Origin of the sequence: Ensifer sp. ENS07, from assembly GCF_014852185.1 — a bacterium.
Classification (GTDB): domain Bacteria; phylum Pseudomonadota; class Alphaproteobacteria; order Rhizobiales; family Rhizobiaceae; genus Ensifer; species Ensifer adhaerens.
This window is the reverse complement of the sequence record NZ_JACVBE010000065.1, coordinates 1-545: the sequence shown is the minus strand read 5'-3', so window position 1 is coordinate 545 and position 545 is coordinate 1. Positions and strand designations below refer to the sequence as shown.

Annotated in this window: 2 protein-coding genes; both read left to right on the top strand. The window is 63.3% G+C overall.

Annotated features, from left to right (window positions below; all coding sequences use genetic code 11):
- Positions 1-320, top strand: a 320-nt coding sequence (locus IB277_RS37645) for an ABC transporter permease subunit (protein WP_192341261.1), incomplete at its 5' end; no start/stop codon positions are given.
- A 31-nt stretch (positions 321-351) separates the two neighbouring features.
- Positions 352-545 (top strand): ATP-binding cassette domain-containing protein (locus IB277_RS37640; protein ID WP_134888192.1); only part of this gene is annotated, 194 nt, incomplete at its 3' end.

Genomic DNA, 545 nt, shown 5'->3' with positions numbered 1-545 from the left:
TGTCTCTCGGGGCATCGGGCTGGCAGACCTTCTGGCATGTGACGCTGCCCAACATCAAATGGGGGCTGCTTTACGGCGTGCTTTTGTGCAACGCCCGCGCCATGGGCGAGTTCGGCGCCGTCTCGGTGGTGTCCGGCCATATCCGCGGCGAGACCAACACCATGCCGTTGCAGGTCGAAATCCTCTATAATGAATACAACTTCGTCGCCGCTTTCGCGGTGGCGGCGTTGCTGGCGCTGCTGGCGCTGATCACCCTGATTTTGAAGACGGCGCTGGAGATCCGCTACAGCGCCGAGATCGCCGCCAGCCGCAGGCACTGACCGGGAAAGCCGGCATTCGAAAGGTATTGTCATGGACGTGCGCGTTCACAACATCCGCAAGGAATTCGGCCGCTTCCCGGCGCTCGACGACGTCTCGCTCGACATCCGCTCCGGCGAGCTGATCGCGCTGCTCGGCCCCTCCGGCTCCGGCAAGACCACACTTCTGCGTCTCGTTGCCGGGCTCGAAAGCCCGACCGAAGGCACGATCTTCTTCGGCGACGAGGA